This window comes from Halomonas caseinilytica (assembly GCF_001662305.1).
GTDB classification, from domain to species: domain Bacteria; phylum Pseudomonadota; class Gammaproteobacteria; order Pseudomonadales; family Halomonadaceae; genus Halomonas; species Halomonas caseinilytica.
Genome location: NZ_BDEP01000014.1, coordinates 154,463 through 169,389, shown reverse-complemented (window position 1 = coordinate 169,389; position 14,927 = coordinate 154,463). Strand labels below are relative to the sequence as shown.

The window sequence follows — 14,927 nt, the reverse complement described above, 5'->3', positions numbered from 1 at the left end:
TCGAAAACGCTCAGAACAGCTCGACCTGCCGCTCTCCGGGAAACTCAGGCAGGAGTGGCGATCCGATCTGTGCGGCAAGGGCATCGTGGAGCCGTCGCGCCATCTGTGGCGCATGTCGATTATCGGCGGTATGCACAAAGAGAAAAGGGGTTATCCCCTGTTTTATCCACAACGCCAACCTGTCGATCCAGGGTTGGAAGTAACGTGCATTGATCTCGGCATCGACATGACCAATGAATCGTACGACAGGAAAATTTCCTGTGGAAATCACGTGTAACGGACGCTTTGGCTTTTCACCCTGAGCCTTGATCATGCCGGGATGGCCCTGTGGCGATGTAGAGAACAGAGGGCGAACATCGAGCATGACACGATTGGCACCTTGACTTATCAACAACCTGTTGAGTTCTTGCTCAGCCGTCCCCTTGTGGAAAAATTCACTGTGGCGAACCTCGACCCCGCAGGGAATGTCGCTTGGCCAGCGTGACAGCAATGCCTGCAGCTTGGGGAGTTCTTCGGCGCCGAAGTCCCGTGGCAACTGAACCATCAACGGGCCAAGCCTTCCTTGCAGGGGCGAGAGCGCCTCGAGAAAGGCGTCGAATGAGGCCTCGATGTCTTCCAGACGACGTTCATGCGTCAAGCTTGACGGCAGCTTGAAGCAGAATCGGAAATCGGCTGGTACCTGGCGAGCCCAGGCCGCCACGGTTTCCGCCTTCGGGGTCCCGCTATAAAAGGTCGTGTTCCCCTCGACGGCAGAAAATATCCTGGCGTAATCGCCGAGATGACCATCCGTGCCTCCATGGGGTGGATACAGGCTGCCCCGCCAGGCATCGTTGGCCCACATCGGCAGCCCCAGGTGAAGTTGTCCGCTCATCGTTGCATGTCCACCCAGGCCCTCGTTGGGATCGATCCTTCTCGGTGCATACACCGAGCGGCATACTATACCGAGCCACCACGCCCTCGATCACCCTTTCCTTTGATGTGCCGGCTTCCCCTCCCGCCATGCCGCCCTTCCCGGGGCTTCATTGGTGCGGCTTTCTGATGGTACAAATTGTCGCACGACACCATATATCCAGATCGTGTGCTATTTTCTTACCATATGTTGTATAATTGAAGGGTCGCTGCCATGGTAGCGACGTGTCGGATTCCGACCAGATGGGTTGTGTTGAAACTGTTTTAAGCGAGAATCTATATCATGTTCATTAAGATTTACAGCTCACCCGATTGCATGCAGTGCCACGCCACCTACCGCGCCCTCGACAAGCAAGGCCTCGACTACACCGTCGTGGACATCAGCAAGGAGCCCGAGGCCGCCAACACTGTCCGGGAACTCGGCTATCGCCAGTTACCCGTGGTGGTCGCCGCTGACGAGCACTGGTCCGGCTTCCGCCCAGAGCGCATTCGTCAGTTGGCCAGCTGACAGCGGAGACAAGCGTGAGCGAATTGGTCTATTTCTCGACGCGATCGGGCAACACACGGCGTTTCGTGGAGAAGCTCGGCTTGCCCGCCCAACGGATACCGTTGAGCCGCGATGAACAGGCCCTGCGCGTGCATCGCCCTTTCGTGCTAGTGGTCCCCACCTATGGCGATGGCGATCCACGCACGGCTGTGCCGGCTCCGGTGATCCGCTTTCTCAACGATGCGCATAACCGCGCTCTGATTCGCGGCGTGGTGGCGGGCGGAAATACCAACTTCGGCAGCGCTTACTGCCTGGCGGGCCACGTCATTGCCCACAAGTGCCAGGTACCGTTGCTTCATCGCTTCGAGCTGATGGGCACCCCCGAGGATGTCGCCAAGGTACGCGAATGCCTGGCCACGGAGATCAACGATGCTGGATGACACCCTGACCCACCCCGACCAAACAGAGGAAAAGGCAATGGCCACCGCCGAGACGCCGAAGGTACTGGACTTTCACGCGCTCAACGCCATGCTCAACCTCTATGACGCCGACGGTCGTCTGCAACTGGAAGCCGACAAGGAAGCGGCGCGTCAGTACTTTCTCCAGCACGTCAACCAGAACACGGTGTTCTTCCACACCCTGGAAGAGAAGCTGGATTACCTGGTCGAGGAAGGCTACTACGAAGGCGATGTGCTCGCGCAGTACGAGGCGAGCTTCGTCAAGTCGTTGTTCGATCAGGCCTATGCCCTGAAGTTTCGCTTCCAGAGCTTCCTCGGCGCCTTCAAGTACTACACCAGCTACACGCTCAAGACCTTCGATGGTCAGCGCTACCTGGAACGCTTCGAGGATCGCGTCTGCATGGTTGCCCTGACCCTGGCCCGCGGCGACAAGGCGCTGGCCCGGACCCTGGTCGACGAGATCCTCCATGGCCGCTTCCAGCCCGCCACTCCGACCTTCCTCAACTGCGGCAAGCGTCAGCGCGGCGAGCTGGTCTCGTGCTTTCTGCTGCGAATCGAGGACAACATGGAATCGATCGGCCGCGCCATCAACTCCGCGCTGCAGTTGTCCAAGCGTGGCGGCGGGGTGGCCTTTTCGCTCAGCAATGTGCGCGAGGCCGGCGCTCCCATCAAGCGCATCGCCAACCAGTCGTCGGGCGTCATCCCGATCATGAAACTGCTGGAAGATGCCTTCTCGTACGCCAACCAGTTGGGCGCACGCCAGGGCGCCGGGGCGGTCTACCTCAATGCGCACCATCCCGACATCCTGCGTTTTCTGGATACCAAGCGCGAGAATGCCGACGAAAAGATCCGTATCAAGACACTGTCGCTTGGGGTCGTGATTCCCGACATCACGTTCGAGCTGGCCAAGCGCAACGAGTCGATGTACCTGTTCTCGCCCTATGATGTCGAACGTGTCTATGGCGTGCCCTTCGGCGATATCAGCGTGACCGAGAAGTACCAGGAAATGGTCGACGATGCGCGCATCCGCAAGACCAAGACCAATGCCCGGGAACTCTTCCAGACACTCGCCGAACTGCAGTTCGAGTCCGGCTACCCCTATGTGCTGTTCGAGGATACCGCCAACCGCGACAATCCCATCGCCGGGCGCATCAACATGAGCAACCTGTGTTCGGAGATCCTGCAGGTCAATTCGCCCAGTGTGTACGACGATGATCTGGGGTATCGCCAAACCGGCGAGGATATCTCTTGCAACCTGGGCTCGCTCAACATCGCGCGGGTCATGGACTCGCCGGATTTCGGCGCCAGTGTCGAAACCGCCGTGCGTGCGCTGAGCGCGGTCTCCGAGATGAGCGATATCCGTTCGGTCCCCTCGATCGCCGAGGCCAATGCCCGCTCCCATGCCATCGGCCTGGGGCAGATGAACCTGCACGGTTTCCTGGCCCGCGAGCACATCCATTACGGTTCCGAAGAAGGTCTGGATTTCACCAACCTCTATTTCTACACCGTTACCTATCATGCCGTACGCGCCTCGAACCGGCTGGCCATCGAGCGCGGCGAGAGCTTCGCCGGCTTCGAGGACTCGGCCTACGCCAGCGGCAGCTACTTCGACAAGTACACCGACCGCGAGTGGCAACCCAGAACTCAGCGGGTCCGCGAGCTGTTCGACAAGGCCGGCATCCGGATACCCACGCGCGAGGACTGGCGCGAGCTCAAGGCCTCGGTCATGCGCCACGGCCTGTTCAACCGCAACCTGCAGGCGGTACCGCCGACCGGCTCGATTTCCTACATCAATCACGCCACCTCGAGCATTCACCCGGTAGTGTCGAAGATCGAGATCCGCAAGGAAGGCAAGCTGGGCCGCGTCTACTATCCGGCTCCCTACTTGAACGATGACAACCAGGACTACTATCGCGACGCCTACGAGATCGGTCCCGAGAAGATCATCGATACCTATGCCGAAGCCACCCAGCACGTCGATCAGGGCCTGTCGCTGACACTGTTCTTCCGCGATACCGCCACCACGCGGGACATCAATCGCGCCCAGATCTATGCCTGGCGCAAGGGCATCAAGACGATCTACTACGTTCGGCTGCGCCAGGCGGCCCTGGAAGGCACGGAGGTGGAAGGGTGTGTGTCCTGCACCCTCTGAGAGAGCTTTGACAAACTCTCGATGACAGTCGGCGCCGGAGGCAAGGCCTCGCTTCGCCTTGTCCCCGGAAAGCCGCCTCCTGATGGTTTTTTACTTCTCTCGGGGCGCTACCACGCCTCGCATGACAACCGGATGAGATGAACGCCATGACCGCTCGACTGAAACGCGTCGATGCCATCAACTGGAACCGCCTCCAGGACGACAAGGACCTCGAGGTCTGGAACCGGCTCACCAGCAACTTCTGGCTGCCGGAAAAGATTCCACTGTCCAACGACGTGCCATCGTGGAATACCCTCAGCGAACGCGAGCAGCAACTGACCATCCGGGTCTTCACCGGCCTGACGCTGCTCGACACCATCCAGGGCACGATCGGCGCACCGGTGTTGATCAATGATGCCGTGACGCCTCATGAAGAGGCCGTGTTCACCAACATCAGCTTCATGGAATCAGTGCATGCGCGTTCCTACAGCTCGATCTTCTCGACGCTGTGCGCGACCCGCGATGTCGACGACGCCTATCGCTGGAGCGAGGAAAACCCGCACCTGCAGAACAAGGCGGAACTGATCCTGGAACGTTATCGCACCGACGATCCGCTGATGCGCAAGGTCGCCAGCGTGTTCCTCGAGTCCTTCCTGTTCTACTCGGGGTTCTACCTGCCGATGTACTGGTCGAGCCGCGGCAAGCTGACCAATACCGCCGACCTGATTCGCCTGATCATCCGCGATGAAGCGGTGCATGGCTATTACATCGGCTACAAGTTCCAGCTCGCCCTGGAGAAGGAATCCGCCGAGCGCCAGCGCCAGATCAAGGACACCACCTACGATCTGCTGCTCGACCTCTACGACAACGAGGTTCAGTACACCGAGTCTCTCTACGACGACGTCGGCCTGACCGAGGACGTCAAGGCATTCTTGCACTACAACGCCAACAAGGCGTTGATGAACCTGGGATATGAAGCGCTGTTCCCGAACGCCACCGAGGCCGTCGACCCGGCCATCCTGGCCGCACTCTCGCCGGGTGCCGAAGAGAATCACGACTTCTTCTCGGGCTCCGGTTCCTCCTATGTGATCGGCCGTACCGAGCGGACAGAGGACGAAGACTGGGCCTTTTAACCCTCACGGTGACGGAAGGCTCTTCACCAAAATAGTAACGCCGGGGCTTCTACCCCGGCGTTCTTGCATGAGGAACCCCCAATACCGCGTTGGCCATGCGACCAGGCTCGGCCTACTCCACCGTGACGGACTTGGCCAAGTTACGGGGCTGATCCACGTCAGTGCCCTTGAGCACCGCGACATGGTAGGACAACAGCTGCAGCGGCAGGGTGTAGAGAATCGGCGCCAGCGCATCTTCGATGGGTGGCAGGTGCAGCACCCGGATACCATCATCGTTGGCCAGGCCGACGCCTTCGTCGGCAAAGACGAAGAGTTCGCCACCACGCGCCCTGACCTCCTGGAGATTCGACTTCAGCTTATCGAGCAACTCGTCATTGGGCGCCACCGAGATTACCGGCATGTCGCTGTCGACCAGCGCCAGGGGGCCATGCTTGAGCTCTCCCGCCGGGTAGGCCTCGGCGTGGATATAGGAAATTTCCTTGAGCTTGAGCGCCCCTTCCAGCGCCACCGGGAAGTGGGCACCACGGCCGAGGAAGAGAGCATGGTGCTTCTCGGCGAAGGCCGTGGATAAGTCTTCGATCTCCGCATCCAGCGCCAGGACCCGCTCGACCCGCGCAGGAAGACCGCGCAAGGCCTCGACCAGGCTCGCCTGTTCCTCGGCATCCTGGCCATGAACGCGGCCGAGGGCCAGGGTCAGCAACATCAAGGCAGTCAACTGGGTAGTGAAAGCCTTGGTCGAGGCCACACCGATCTCCGGTCCGGCTCGGGTCATCAGTGTCAGGTCGGACTCCCGTGCCAGGGAGCTGCCCGGCACGTTGCAGATCGCCAGGCTGCCCAGGTAATTCCTTGCCTTGGCAAAACGCAGTGCCGCCAGGGTATCGGCAGTCTCGCCGGATTGGGAAAGCGTCACGAACAGCGTGTTCTCGGGCACCACCACGCGGCGATAGCGATACTCGGAGGCGACCTCCACCTGTACCGGTATGCCGGCATAACGCTCGAGCCAGTAGCGGGCCACGAGACCGGCATGATAGCTGGTTCCGCAGGCCACCAGATGGATCTGGGCAACCTGTGCCAACAACGCCTCGGCATCGGGTCCGAAACTTTCCACCAGCACCGAGCGATCGCCGAGCCGCCCCTCTAGGGTCTCGGCAATGACCGCCGGCTGCTCGTGGATTTCCTTGAGCATGAAATGGCGATACTCGCCCTTGCTGGCACTGCCATCACCATGCTCGAAGGTCCGGACCTCGCGCTCGACGGCCTGTCCCGAGGCATCGAAGATCTCGATACCACCGCCAGCAGAGAGCCGTACCGCATCGCCCTCCTCAAGGTAGATGAAGCGATCGGTGACCTGCAGCAGAGCCAACGGATCCGAGGCCAGGAAGGCTTCCTCGATCCCGACCCCGACCACCAGGGGACTGCCCTGGCGCGCACCGATCACCACGTCCGGCTCGTCGGCATGGATCACCCCCAGGGCATAGGCGCCATCGAGTCGCGCGATCACGCGCTGTACCGCCGTCAGCAGATCCCTCGAACGGGCTTCGCGCTCGATCAGATGCGCAATGACCTCGGTATCGGTCTGGGAGGTGAAGTCGTAACCGGCACTCTCCAGCTCGGCACGCAGGGACTCATGGTTCTCGATGATGCCATTGTGCACCACCGCCAGACGCTCACCCGACTGGTGGGGATGGGCATTTTCCTCGCTGGGACGCCCATGGGTCGCCCAGCGGGTATGCGCGATGCCGCTGTAACCACTGAGCGGTGACGCCTCCAGCTTTTCCTCGAGCGCCGCGACCTTGCCCAGGGCACGGCGTCGCTGCAGGCGCCCGTCGGGGCCCCGCACGACCATGCCTGCCGAATCATAACCGCGATACTCCAGGCGCTTGAGCCCCTCTCGCAGGATGCCTTGCACATTGCGTTGCGCCACGGCGCCGACGATGCCGCACATAACTTCTCCTCAATCATCCCTGCGCTTGTCGGGACGTTTCCAGTCAGCCTTGCTGATCACCCTCGACCGCTCGACCGCCAGGGTATTGTCAGAAACATCGCGATCAATGGTGGAACCGGCCCCCACGGTGGCTCCCTTGCCCACGCTGACGGGAGCCACGAGGGCGGTGTTGGAACCGATGAAGGCATCATCATCGATCTCGGTGCGGTGCTTGTTGGCGCCGTCGTAATTGCAGGTGATGGTCCCCGCTCCCACGTTGACACCCCGCCCGAGGCGAGCGTCGCCGACATAGCTCAAGTGGTTGATCTTGGAGCCTTCGCCGACCTCGGCATTCTTGGTCTCGACGAAATTGCCGATCCTGGCGCCGACCGCCAGGCGAGTCCCCGGACGCAGGCGAGCAAAGGGCCCGAGCCGATTGTGGCCAGCCACCACGGCCCCCTCGACGACACTATGGGATTCGATGATCGTCTCGGCACCAATATGGCTGTCGCGAATCACGCAGTGTGGGCCGACGCGCACCCCTTCTCCCAGTTCGACGTCTCCCTCGAAGATACAGCCGACATCGATCTCGACATCATGGCCGCACTTGAGGCTACCCCGGACATCCAGACGCGACGGGTCGCGCAGGGCCACGCCCTGTGCCATCAACGACTCGGCAATGTCGCTCTGCAGGACGCGCTCCAGCCGGGCCATCTGGCTGCGGTCGTTGACCCCTTCCACCTCGACCGGTCGCGATGGCTGGGCAGTGGTCACCTTCACACCCTCGGCAGCAGCCATGGCGATGACATCGGTGAGATAGTATTCGCCCTGAGCGTTCTCGGCCGACAGACGAGGCAACCAGCGGTGCAGCTGGGCGGCGGTCATGGCCATGATGCCGGTATTGCACTCACGTACCGCACGTTGCTGTTCATCGGCATCCTTCTGTTCGACGATGGCCACTGCCTCGCCGGCCTCGTCACGCAGGATCCGCCCATAACCCGTGGGATCCTCCAGGGTCACCGTCAATAGCCCCATGTGCTGTTCATCGACAGGCGCCAGCAGAGCACGCAGCGTATCGCGCCGGATCAAGGGAACATCACCATAGAGCACCAGCACCTTGCCATCACCGAGTCCATCGAGTGCCTGGGCGACGGCATGGCCGGTACCCTTCTGCTCGGCCTGCATGACGAAATGTACCGGACACTCAGCCAACGCCTCGCGCAACCGTTCGGCGCCATGTCCGACCACCACGTGGGTCCGTTCGGCCTCGAGTCCCGAGGTGGTATCGAGTATATGGCGCACCATCGGCTTGCCGGCCAGCGGGTGCAGTACCTTGGGCAGTGAAGAGCGCATGCGCGTCCCCTTGCCCGCCGCGAGTATCACCACATCGAGGGTCATCGTGACTCCTTGTCCACTCATCAGATCCGGTTCATTCTAGGCGTCGGCCATGTCACTGGCCATCTGGTTCTTTCCCTTGCCTTCATCGGCGGCCATGCTTGCGTTGTCGGAGGCCTTCACCACCTCGATTCCCAGCCTGTCGACCAGGTCTTGGCCGAAGTGTGCCGCAAAGGCGGGGCTTGCCAGACTCTGCCAGCCATCTCCCTGACGCACCAGCATCAACACCGCAAGGTCGTGTCGCTGGGCCAAGGTCATGCCCTCACGCTCGCCGAGCACCGTCATGGCCGTGGCCCAGGCATCGGCCCGGGCATTGGAAGGATCAATGATCGTCACCGAGGCAAGACGATGCTGGATCGGTCGGCCGGTACGCGGATCGATGGTATGCGAGTAGCGACGTCCATCCGCCTCGAAGTAATTGCGGTAGTCGCCCGAGGTGGCCACCGAGGTGTCCTCCAGGGGCAAAACGTGCTCCGCCTGGGGGCGGCCATTGCGCGGTACTTCGACACCGATGCGCCAAGGCTCGTCCGCTCCATCGCGATGGCCATCCACCTTGACCTCGCCTCCCAGATTGACCAGGTAGTTCTCCACCCCTTGATCGGCCAGATAGGCCGCGACACGGTCAGTGGCATACCCCTTGGCCACGCCGGAAAGATCGACGAAGACATCCTTCAAACGCCGTGCACGATTCGAGGCCACATCGAGCTCCAGCGTCTCCATGCCGACCTCGGCAAGACGCTGCTCGATGAGGGCATCGGAGGGCACTTCCTCGGGACGTGCCTCGGGACCGAAACTCCACAGGTTGACCAGCCCACCCACGGTGACATCGAAGGCACCGCCACTGGCTTCGCCCACTGACCGGGCGATATCCATCACGTGGATCAGCGGTGCAGAAAGCGTCTGCCACTCATCCACCGGCGACTTGTTGAAAGCCACCAGTTCGGCGTCATCGCGATAGGTCGACATCGAGGCGTCCACCGCCTCCAGTTCGTCGAGAATGCCCTGCTCCAGTGCATCACGACGCTCGGCAGTGATCGGATCGGCAATGGTCACCTGATAGAAGGTACCGAAGATATCGCCCTGCAAGGTGACGGGCGCTTCCAGCTTCCGTTCCGAGCAACCGGCCAGCAAGATGGCCAGCAGCATTATCAGGAAAGCCAGGTAACGTTTGGAAAGTGACATGACAAAACTCCAGAAGGAACCTAACCAGCGAACAGGATGAGCGCCGGGGACAAGGCAGAGCGAGGGTCATCCGCCAGGGAGTGACGGATGTAGCGCCCAGGGATGGGTTTACAGCGCCCTCGCGAAGACTTGTCGCCGGAACAGCTTATCCTATCTCCGGCTCGATGAAGTACTGACTCATCCAAACAGCCAGATCAGGGCAAACCCCAGAATGAGACGATAGATCACGAAGGGCTGCATCCCGATTCGCTTGATGAAGGCCAGAAAGAAGTGGATACACAGGTAGGCACTGATCCCCGACAGCACTGCCCCCACCAGCATGGCTATCCAGTCTACCGGCAACGGTGAACGGATCAGCTCCAGCGCTTCGAGCCCCCCGGCCAGCACGATCACCGGAATCGACAACAGGAAGGAAAAGCGTGCCGCGGCTTCCCGGGTCAGCCCCAGCATCAGTGCAGCGGTCATGGTGATACCGGAACGCGAGGTGCCGGGAATCAACGCCAGGGCCTGCGCCAGTCCGATCCACAATGCATCGCGCCAGCCCATCCGATACTCGTTGCGCCGGCCACGATGACGCCAGTCGACGTAGCCGAGCACCACACCGAAGACGATCAGGCCGCCGGCCAACACCAACGGAGAACGCATCGCGTCCTCGATGACATCCTTGAATGCCAGGCCAACCACACAGACCGGAATCGTCGCCAGCACCACCCACCAGGCCAGGCGAGCGTCCTCATCGGTGCCGCGACCGGCCAGACTGCCGCACCAGCTTTTCGTCATGGCCGTGAGCTCGTCGCGAAAATACAGCACCACTGCCGTCAAGCTGCCGAGATGCAGTGCCACATCAAACGCCAATCCCTGGTCCGGCCAGTCGGTCAACACCGGAACCAGGATCAGATGAGCGGAACTGGAAACCGGCAGGAACTCGGTCAGTCCCTGGACAATGGAAAGCAGAACGATCTGTAGCCAATCCATGAGGCACTCTATCTCAGGGTGGGAAGCGTCGCCCGCGGGCAATCGGGGCTTGAGGATACACATCCCACCTCCCACTGTCCGCCCTATCAGCCACCAGAAAGGATCAAGGTGGCAAAACTGAAGTAGATCAACACGCCGGACGCATCGATCAAGGTGGTGACCAAGGGCGCCGAGGCAGTTGCCGGATCCCAGCCGAACCGATCAAGCACGAAAGGCAGGCACATGCCGAGCAGACTGCCGAACAGCACGATCGAGATCATGCTCACCGCCACCACCAGCGCCACCGCTTCACCGCCGCGCATCACGCCGATCGGCGCCACCGCCAGGGCCATGGTCAGCCCCAGCGACCCCGCGACCAGCAGCTCGCGTCCCAGCAGCTTGCCCCAGTCACGAACCCCGACATCCCCGGTCGCCATGCCCCGCACCATCAGGGTCGCGGCCTGAGCGCCGGCGTTGCCGCCACTGCCGATCAACAGCGGCAGGAAGAACACCAGGGCGACCTGAGCGGCGATGGTCTCCTCAAAGTGCGCGATGCCGGCTCCCGACAGCAGATTGCCGAATACCAGCAGCACCAGCCAGGTCACTCGCTTGCGATAGAGGCTGAGCAGAGGGACTCGACTGACACCGTCTTCAAGCTGGCCGATGGACATCCCCTTGTGGATATCTTCGGTGGCCTCGGACTCGACCACGTCCAGCGCATCATCGTGAGTGACAATACCGACCAGCCGATGTTCCTCGTCGACCACCGGCACCGCCAGCATGTCGTAACGCGCCACGAGCCGGGCCACCTCTTCCTGGGGCGTATCCACGGTGGCGTGAATGACATCACGGATCATCAACTCATCGACCCGAGCCCCGGGGCGGGCCACCATCAACTGGCGCAACGACATGGTGCCGGCCGGGCGACCCTCGGCATCCAGCACATAGAGCTGATAGACCGTCTCCGCGTCAGGTGCGGTCTGACGGACACGCATCATCGCCCGCGAGACGGTCATGCCCATGGGAATCGCCACATAGTCGGACGTCATCAAGGCCCCGGCAGTTCCCTCCTCGTAACTGGCCAGGCGCATGAGTTCTTCCCGTTCCCGGTGTGCCATGCGGCGCAGGAGAACCTCGCGGCGATCCTCGCCGAGTACCTTGAACAGGTCGGCTCGCTCGTCGGCCCCCATCTCCTCGAGCACTGCCTGCAACTTGTCATCGCGCATGGCAGCCGTGAAGGTGAGCTGTTCCTCGCCATGCAAATGGCCAAGCACGCTGGCCTGGCGTTCCAGAGGCAGGCTATCCAGCAAGGCTCGGCCGCGCAGCTCATCATCCTGATCGAGCAGTTCCTGCAGAATCTCGGCGATATCCGCCGAACGCAGTTCGGGCAACTGGGCGTTCAGCTGCCCCTGATCGTCCATTTCCAGAGCATGGAGCAGTTCTTCCTTGTGTTGCTCGAGGGACTCGCTGAGTGGCATGGATAGTGTCTCCGTCGGCACGACACGATACGAACACGAAAACGCCTCCCGAAATGAATCCGGGAGGCGCCCTCGTCAATCACGCTCGGCGTGGCGCTGGCGTCAGCCGCGACCCGCCTTGCGACGCAGCTGCTGGATGGTACGCAACTGGGCCATGGCTTCGGCCAACTCGGCCGCGGCGCGAGTATAGTCCAGCTCCGCGGTCTTGTCGTTCATGGCCTGAAGCGCCTCCTGGCGGGCCTTCTCGGCGGCGGCCTCGTCAAGATCATCGGCACGCACGGCGGTATCGGCCAGCACGGTGACCACATCGGGCTGCACCTCGAGGAAGCCCCCCGAGACGTAGAAGTGATCCTCCTCACCCCCGCCTCGGACGATACGTACCGGCCCGGGCGCCAACTCGGTCAGCAGCGGCGTGTGGCCACCGAGGATACCGAGATCCCCCATGCAGCCGGCCGCCACGACCTGCTCGGCTTCGCCGGAGTAGATCGACGCCTCGGCGCTGACGACCTCGCATCTGATGCTTTTCGTCATGATGACGTCTCCCAGGTGGAGGGATTACTTCATCTGGTTGGCTTTCTCGACGGCCTCGTCGATGGTGCCGACCATGTAGAAGGCCTGCTCCGGCAGCTCGTCGTACTCGCCGTCGAGGATACCCTGGAACCCGCGGATAGTCTCCTTGAGAGAGACATACTTGCCGGGAGAACCGGTGAACACCTCGGCAACGAAGAACGGCTGCGACAGGAAGCGCTGGATCTTGCGCGCCCGAGCCACGGAAAGCTTGTCCTCGTCGGACAGCTCGTCCATGCCCAGGATGGCAATGATGTCCTTGAGCTCCTTGTAGCGCTGCAGCACGCCCTGTACACCACGAGCGACCTTGTAGTGCTCCTCGCCGATGACCAGCGGATCCAGCTGACGAGAGGTGGAATCCAGCGGGTCGATGGCCGGGTAGATACCCAGCTCGGCGATAGAACGCGCCAGTACCACGGTGGCGTCAAGGTGCGAGAAGGTGGTCGCCGGCGACGGGTCGGTCAGGTCGTCCGCGGGAACGTAGACCGCCTGCACGGACGTGATGGAGCCCGTCTTGGTGGAGGTGATGCGCTCCTGCAGGACACCCATCTCCTCGGCCAGAGTCGGCTGATAGCCCACCGCGGACGGCATGCGGCCCAGCAGTGCGGACACCTCGGTACCGGCCAGGGTGTAACGGTAGATGTTGTCGACGAACAGCAGCACGTCGCGGCCTTCATCGCGGAACTTCTCGGCGATGGTCAGACCGGTCAGCGCCACGCGCAGGCGGTTGCCCGGCGGCTCGTTCATCTGGCCGTAGACCAGGGAGACCTTGTCGAGAACGTTGGACTCCTGCATCTCGTGATAGAAGTCGTTGCCCTCACGGGTCCGCTCACCGACACCGGCAAAGACGGAGTAACCGCTGTGCTCGGTGGCGATGTTGCGGATCAGCTCCATCATGTTGACGGTCTTGCCGACGCCGGCGCCGCCGAACAGGCCGACCTTGCCGCCCTTGGCGAAGGGACAGACCAGGTCGATGACCTTGATGCCGGTCTCCAGCAGCTCTTCGGTGGCCGCCTGATCCGCGTAGCCGGGCGCCTTGCGGTGGATCGGCATGCGCTCTTGCTCACCGATCTCGCCAGCCTCGTCGATCGGCTCGCCCAGCACGTTCATGATGCGGCCCAGTGTCTCCTTGCCTACCGGCACAGAAATGGCGGCACCGGTGTTGTCGATCTCGAGACCGCGTTTGAGCCCCTCGGTGGAGCCCATGGCGATGGTGCGCACCACGCCGTCGCCCAGCTGCTGCTGGACCTCAAGGATGGTCTCACTGTTCGAGACCGTCAGCGCGTCGTAGACCTTGGGCACTTCGTCCCGCGGAAACTCTACGTCAATCACCGCGCCGATGATTTGTACGATACGTCCGCTCATCTTGGTTCCTCTCAAAGTACCTGCAAATGAAACCTGTATGCCTGGCGCTATACGGCGGCGGCGCCACCGACGATCTCGGAAATTTCCTGGGTAATGGCCGCTTGACGGGCCTTGTTGTACACCAGTTCCAGGTCGTCGATCAGGTTGCCGGCGTTGTCGGTGGCACTCTTCATCGCGATCATGCGTGCGGCCTGCTCGCAGGCCACGTTCTCGACCACCGCCTGATAGACCTGCGCCTCGACGAAGCGCACGAGCAGGCTATCCAGTAGCGCCTTGGCATCCGGCTCATACAGGTAGTCCCAGCTACTGGGACGCTCGAATTCCTCGTCGTCCTGCGCCTCGGTACCCATGTCGGTAGACAGCGGCAACAGCTGACGGACCACCGGTTTCTGGGTCATGGTGTTGACGAATTCGTTGAACACCACATAAAGGCGGTCCAGCTTGCCCTCGTCGTAGGCATCCAGCATCACCTTGACGCTGCCGATCAGATCCTCGGCCCGGGGCGCCTCGCCCAGCCCGCTCTTGGCCGCCACGAGGTTACCGCCGTACTTGCGGAAGAACGTGCTCGCCTTGCTGCCAAGCGTGCAGAAATCAAGCTCTGCCCCCTGGTCATGCCAGGCCTTGGCTTCCTTGACGACGGACTTGAACAGGTTGACGTTCAAGCCACCGCACAGTCCGCGGTCGCTGGACACCACGATGAAACCGACACGCTTGACCTCGCGCTCTTCCATCCACGGATGCTTGTATTCCGGGTTGGCATCGGCGAGATGGCCCACGACCTTGCGGATCTGCTTGGCGTAGGGCTGGCTGGCCCGCATGCGGTCCTGCGCCTTGCGCATCTTCGACGCAGCGACCATTTCCATGGCGCTGGTGATCTTCTGCGTGTTCTTGATACTCCCGATCTGGGAGCGAATCTCTTTTGCGGCTGCCATAGCGATCTACCC

13 protein-coding genes are annotated in these 14,927 nt (G+C 61.8%); 4 read left to right on the top strand and 9 right to left on the bottom strand.

Going from position 1 to position 14,927, the window contains the following annotated elements:
• Positions 1 to 10 precede the first annotated feature (10 nt).
• Positions 11 to 871 (bottom strand): DUF72 domain-containing protein, encoded by an 861-nt coding sequence (locus A9O65_RS08490; RefSeq protein WP_064701864.1) that lies wholly within the window; start codon positions 869 to 871, stop codon positions 11 to 13.
• A gap of 321 nt (positions 872 to 1,192) precedes the next feature.
• Here A9O65_RS08490 and nrdH point away from each other — a divergent pair, with 321 nt between their 5' ends.
• The 4 genes from nrdH (at position 1,193) to nrdF (ending at position 5,118) form a co-directional block, all read left to right on the top strand.
• On the top strand, positions 1,193 to 1,417 hold the full coding sequence (gene nrdH / locus A9O65_RS08485; RefSeq protein WP_064699943.1) for a glutaredoxin-like protein NrdH: 225 nt from the start codon (positions 1,193 to 1,195) through the stop codon (positions 1,415 to 1,417).
• 14 nt (positions 1,418 to 1,431) lie between these two features.
• Positions 1,432 to 1,836, top strand: a complete 405-nt coding sequence (nrdI, locus tag A9O65_RS08480) for a class Ib ribonucleoside-diphosphate reductase assembly flavoprotein NrdI (protein ID WP_064699942.1) — start codon at positions 1,432 to 1,434, stop codon at positions 1,834 to 1,836.
• Positions 1,826 to 4,006, top strand: coding sequence for a class 1b ribonucleoside-diphosphate reductase subunit alpha (gene nrdE / locus A9O65_RS08475; protein ID WP_254783113.1), 2,181 nt, complete (start codon positions 1,826 to 1,828; stop codon positions 4,004 to 4,006). The genes nrdI and nrdE overlap by 11 nt, the downstream gene beginning before the upstream one ends.
• A 137-nt stretch (positions 4,007 to 4,143) precedes the next feature.
• Positions 4,144 to 5,118 carry a class 1b ribonucleoside-diphosphate reductase subunit beta gene (gene nrdF / locus A9O65_RS08470; protein WP_064699941.1) on the top strand — a complete coding sequence of 325 codons (975 nt, stop codon included), beginning with the start codon at positions 4,144 to 4,146 and terminating at the stop codon, positions 5,116 to 5,118.
• Positions 5,119 to 5,230: 112 nt separating this feature from the next.
• On the opposite strand, the gene glmS is transcribed toward nrdF, so the two are convergent.
• The 8 genes from glmS to atpG all read right to left on the bottom strand — a co-directional run bounded on the left by glmS (position 5,231) and on the right by atpG (position 14,915).
• Entirely contained in the window at positions 5,231 to 7,063 is a 1,833-nt protein-coding gene (gene glmS / locus A9O65_RS08465) for a glutamine--fructose-6-phosphate transaminase (isomerizing) (RefSeq protein ID WP_064699940.1), read from the bottom strand.
• A gap of 9 nt (positions 7,064 to 7,072) precedes the next feature.
• Positions 7,073 to 8,440, bottom strand: coding sequence for a bifunctional UDP-N-acetylglucosamine diphosphorylase/glucosamine-1-phosphate N-acetyltransferase GlmU (gene glmU / locus A9O65_RS08460; RefSeq protein WP_064699939.1), 1,368 nt, complete (start codon positions 8,438 to 8,440; stop codon positions 7,073 to 7,075).
• 36 nt (positions 8,441 to 8,476) lie between these two features.
• Positions 8,477 to 9,619, bottom strand: coding sequence for an FAD:protein FMN transferase (locus A9O65_RS08455; protein WP_064701863.1), 1,143 nt, complete (start codon positions 9,617 to 9,619; stop codon positions 8,477 to 8,479).
• A 177-nt stretch (positions 9,620 to 9,796) separates the two neighbouring features.
• Positions 9,797 to 10,594, bottom strand: coding sequence for an undecaprenyl-diphosphate phosphatase (locus A9O65_RS08450; protein ID WP_064699937.1), 798 nt, complete (start codon positions 10,592 to 10,594; stop codon positions 9,797 to 9,799).
• Positions 10,595 to 10,680: 86 nt separating this feature from the next.
• A complete protein-coding gene (mgtE, locus tag A9O65_RS08445; protein WP_064699936.1) occupies positions 10,681 to 12,051 on the bottom strand; it encodes a magnesium transporter in 1,371 nt (456 codons plus the stop codon).
• Positions 12,052 to 12,153: 102 nt separating this feature from the next.
• Positions 12,154 to 12,582 (bottom strand): F0F1 ATP synthase subunit epsilon, encoded by a 429-nt coding sequence (locus A9O65_RS08440; protein ID WP_064699935.1) that lies wholly within the window; start codon positions 12,580 to 12,582, stop codon positions 12,154 to 12,156.
• Positions 12,583 to 12,606: 24 nt separating this feature from the next.
• A complete protein-coding gene (atpD, locus tag A9O65_RS08435; protein WP_064699934.1) occupies positions 12,607 to 13,983 on the bottom strand; it encodes a F0F1 ATP synthase subunit beta in 1,377 nt (458 codons plus the stop codon).
• Positions 13,984 to 14,030: 47 nt separating this feature from the next.
• Positions 14,031 to 14,915, bottom strand: a complete 885-nt coding sequence (atpG, locus tag A9O65_RS08430; RefSeq protein WP_064699933.1) for a F0F1 ATP synthase subunit gamma — start codon at positions 14,913 to 14,915, stop codon at positions 14,031 to 14,033.
• Positions 14,916 to 14,927: the final 12 nt, after the last annotated feature.